At 43.3% G+C, this 3336-nt stretch carries 8 protein-coding genes; 2 read left to right on the forward strand and 6 right to left on the reverse strand.

What is annotated here, in order from left to right; genetic code table 11:
- The coding region (locus tag FN732_RS09390; RefSeq protein ID WP_142936277.1) for an integrase core domain-containing protein at positions 1-297 on the forward strand (297 nt) is incomplete at its 5' end.
- Between the two features lie 83 nt (positions 298-380).
- On the opposite strand, the gene bet is transcribed toward FN732_RS09390, so the two are convergent.
- From bet to FN732_RS09825, 6 genes are read right to left on the reverse strand one after another with little or no spacing between them, the layout of a single operon-like run.
- Positions 381-1313 (reverse strand): phage recombination protein Bet, encoded by a 933-nt coding sequence (bet, locus tag FN732_RS09395; protein WP_142936278.1) that lies wholly within the window; start codon positions 1311-1313, stop codon positions 381-383.
- Entirely contained in the window at positions 1288-1716 is a 429-nt protein-coding gene (locus FN732_RS09400; RefSeq protein ID WP_142936279.1) for a hypothetical protein, read from the reverse strand. Before FN732_RS09400 ends, bet begins: the two co-directional genes overlap by 26 nt.
- Positions 1713-2012 (reverse strand): hypothetical protein, encoded by a 300-nt coding sequence (locus FN732_RS09405; protein ID WP_142936280.1) that lies wholly within the window; start codon positions 2010-2012, stop codon positions 1713-1715. Before FN732_RS09405 ends, FN732_RS09400 begins: the two co-directional genes overlap by 4 nt.
- Complete coding sequence (locus FN732_RS09410) at positions 2013-2297, reverse strand: HU family DNA-binding protein (protein ID WP_185954315.1); 285 nt, start codon at positions 2295-2297, stop codon at positions 2013-2015. It abuts the gene before it with no gap.
- Between the two features lie 10 nt (positions 2298-2307).
- Entirely contained in the window at positions 2308-2601 is a 294-nt protein-coding gene (locus tag FN732_RS09415; protein WP_142936282.1) for a hypothetical protein, read from the reverse strand.
- 11 nt (positions 2602-2612) lie between these two features.
- Positions 2613-2738, reverse strand: a complete 126-nt coding sequence (locus tag FN732_RS09825; RefSeq protein ID WP_281279923.1) for a hypothetical protein — start codon at positions 2736-2738, stop codon at positions 2613-2615.
- A gap of 104 nt (positions 2739-2842) precedes the next feature.
- On the opposite strand from FN732_RS09825, the gene FN732_RS09420 reads away from it, so the two are divergent.
- On the forward strand, positions 2843-3336 hold a 494-nt coding region (locus FN732_RS09420), incomplete at its 3' end, for a helix-turn-helix domain-containing protein (protein WP_142936283.1).

Below are 3336 nucleotides of genomic sequence, written 5' to 3' on the forward strand. Positions count from 1 at the left end.
AGGTCTCCCAAGACCAATGCACATGTTGAAAGGTTCATACAGACGGTGGAGAAGGAACTGTGGATGATAGAAGGGACTGAGCCGACAGTTGATGAGATGAACAGGAAGTTATTTAGGTATCTAAACTTTTACAACTTCGTTAGGCCTCATCAAGGTCTTGGTTATAAGACTCCAGTAGAGAAGTTTGAGGAATATATTAAAAAACTCCAGGGTGTCCACCATGTATTGAACGAGAACAGGAGGTTGACTTTCCCAAAATTTGGCTTATCTCTCTTATCGAGTATCCTTTTTCCCTGAGCTCTCTTGCTTTTTCTTTCAGCCTTTTCCTTTTCAAACTTCTCCTCCTCTTTTTGGGGGAAAGCCCGCAGGAGGCGGGCTCTTTAAAATTCGGGGTTTTTGATTTTTTCCCATTCGTCAATCTTTCTCTTGGCTGTTTCGAGCATCTCTATGAGCTTGGAGGCTTCCTCTGGAGTGAGTTCCTTTGAGGAGGTTTTCCCGAATTCAGATTCCATCAACTGGTGGAGGGAGTTCTTAACGTCTTCTTTTGTCTTTCCTTCTCCTCCGAAAACTTTTGTTGCTAAAGCCCAGATTCTTTTAAGCTCTTTCTTCCCTACCCGCTTCTGTTCCTCCTTCTGCTCTCCCTCTCCATCCTCCTTTTTCTTTTCCTCTTTCTCCTGTCCCTCTTCCTGAGCTTCCTCGTAGGAGTCAACTTCAAGTTCTCCACTGTCCCCATCCACATCATCACTAACGACTTCAAGTCCCCCGACCTCACTTGGAAATGCCTCCCTTAATGCATGGACTAATGCCACCTTCCTTATCATCGTGGCCGGTTTTTCCTTCCACATCGGGAAGGGTTTTCCGTTCCTGTCCCTTCTCATGTACTCGTCAAGTCCTACCTCTACCTTTGCGGGAACCTTCCAGTCTTTTCTGTAGGCTTCTGCCCAGCCCCCTACTAAGGTTTCTCCTTTTAAGACGATGCTCCCTTCCCTGTAGATGAGCTTCCCGTTCCTTTCAACTACAACTCCAGCCCTGTATCCTGCAAACTTTCCGCTTTTCTCTGCCCTTTTCAGGAAGGCATACTTTGAAATAACAACAACCGGTTTCCCGTCTCCGTACTTTTGGAGGTGAATGTCGTAAGGGTTCAGCTTCTGGGATTTGCAGTAGCGGAAGAACTCCTCAACGTCCTCTTCCGTTATGTTGTCTGAGGACACGTTGTATTTCAGGTAGTTCCTTATTTCCTCTTTTGTCCACTCTGTCCCGTCATCTGCAACGTAGATTTTCACTTTATTAGAACTGGATGTCTTTGTTTCCATCGTTTACCTCCTTAAGTTCTTGGTTGGTTTTCTTTGCAGGTCTGATTGAGAGAAACTCTGATTCTGTAACGACGATGAACTTTTCTGCCTTTTCCCCTAACTCCTTTTTCAGGAGCTTTTTATCAACGGTTTCTCTCTTAACTTTCTGAATTCTCAAAACGAACTTTGTTCCAGAGCTTGTAATGACAGACGTTTCCTGAATGTCCTGAGTTACTAACTCTCCAAAGATGGTGTTTCTTATCTCCTGTTTTCTGCTGTTAAGCTCTTGAATTTGAGCTTCTAATTTCTCATACTCATTCATTAGGTCGGTTATGTTTATTGTCTGCTGTTCTTCTACGCCGAGCCCTTCGGGGTTCGGTGCTTTTACGAATTGTCTTACCCCTTCATCACAGTATCCCATCATTCAGCCTCCACTTTCTCGATTTTCACCACGTCGTCGGGTCTAAAGAGATAATCGGGTCTGCCTGTAAAGTTCCCTGTGGCTTCTTCTACTTCAATCTCAAAGCGAACTACTTTCTTTAGTTCTGTGTTTTCTTGAACCTGAAACTTTTTGCATATCCCCTCTATTGTTCCTTCACTGTTGAACTCAACCCTAACCCTATTCCCTACCCAGTAGCTGGCATCTAAGCTCTTCAATCCCTCATACGACTCAATTTTGAACTTTGCTGTTACGCTCCAGTCGTTGAAGTAGATTCCCATTTACTCCTCCTCCAAGACCTTGATTTTCTTTGATGGTTTGAAAACAAATACTTTCCTCCTCCCAATCGTTCCGATTCTTTTCCCGGTTTTCGGGTCAACCATGTCTCTCGGTTTCCTCTCTACTGCGTAGAACTTCCCAAATTCCTTGATTTTGATCTCTTCTCCTGCCTTGACTTTCTCCACAATCAGTTTCAGAAGCTCCTCAAACACCGCCTCGACTACTTCCCGTCTCACCCAGCTCTCTTTCTTGACTCTTTTACCCGCTCTCTCCCTTAGTTCCTTCAAAAGCTCTCCCTTAGTCATCGCTCACCTCCTTTTGAAATGGTTTTATCCTGTAAACCTTTTTAGGCCTCCAGATTTTTCCTCTCATTCCCTTTTTGAGGAACTGAATCTCAATGCTTCCGTCCTCCCTCTCTGTGATTACCTTCTTTGTCCCTTTCCTCAAAAGCCACCCCGCAAACTCTGCAGGATCTGGAGTTATCTCCTTTCCGTAAATCCAGCCCTCCTCGTAGGACAGAACCTCAACCTCTACCAAGTGGGCTGGTTCCCTGCACTTCTCTTTAAGCTCCACTCTCACCGGTAAAAGCATCCTTCACCTCCCTAAATCGGTCTGTATCCTTCGCTTTTCCTTGCTCTCCAGTATCCCAATACCCTTAGATAATCCCTGTTCCTTAAATACTCCCCGCTTGTGAAGAACCTCTTGATTTCCTCTATGAAGGCCAGCATGTCTTCGAGTCTAAAGTCCTCTTGACCTATGTTTGTTGAAGTTCAGAAAGAAGGTGGACACCCTAAAATAAGATTTAAACTCCAACAAAAGGAGGTGTCCACCAATGAAACAATTAAAGAAATTCAAAGGAACATCCCTGCACATATCAAATACACCCTTCAAAAAAACAATCAAAAGAGGAACGAAAATCAAAACCAAACTCGACCTAACAAAAGACCCAAACGTGAGAAAAAGACTTAAATGGATTCAACACTACGAAAAACACCAAAATGCAAGACTAACCTGCAGATACTTCGGAATAAGTCCAACTACCTTCTACAAATGGAAAAATAGATACAAAAAGTACGGTTTAGAAGGCCTCAAAGACAGAAACAAAAGACCCCACAGAGTAAGACAACCTCAGATAGAACCAGAACTTGAATTCCTCATAATCACAGTGAGGGAAAAATTCCCTACCTGGAGCAAAGAAAAAATATCAGTCTTTATAGAAAAATACCTCGATATAAAAGTCTCTCCTTCAACCATCTACAGAGTTTTAAAGAGAAACAATCTGATAGAAAGAACCAGAAAACTCACATGGAACTTTAAGAAAAGAAA

The organism is Balnearium lithotrophicum (genome assembly GCF_900182585.1).
In the GTDB taxonomy this organism is placed as follows: Bacteria; Aquificota; Aquificia; order Desulfurobacteriales; family Desulfurobacteriaceae; genus Balnearium; species Balnearium lithotrophicum.

Excerpts from the sequence above, each read along its gene's own strand:
- FN732_RS09415 (WP_142936282.1), bottom strand. The coding sequence starts at position 2,601 with ATGCTTTTACCGGTGAGAGTGGAGCTTAAAGAGAAGTGCAGGGAACCA.
- FN732_RS09825 (WP_281279923.1), bottom strand. The coding sequence starts at position 2,738 with ATGCTGGCCTTCATAGAGGAAATCAAGAGGTTCTTCACAAGCGGGGAG.
- FN732_RS09405 (WP_142936280.1), bottom strand. The coding sequence starts at position 2,012 with ATGGGAATCTACTTCAACGACTGGAGCGTAACAGCAAAGTTCAAAATT.
- FN732_RS09400 (WP_142936279.1), bottom strand. The coding sequence starts at position 1,716 with ATGATGGGATACTGTGATGAAGGGGTAAGACAATTCGTAAAAGCACCG.
- bet (WP_142936278.1), bottom strand. The coding sequence starts at position 1,313 with ATGGAAACAAAGACATCCAGTTCTAATAAAGTGAAAATCTACGTTGCA.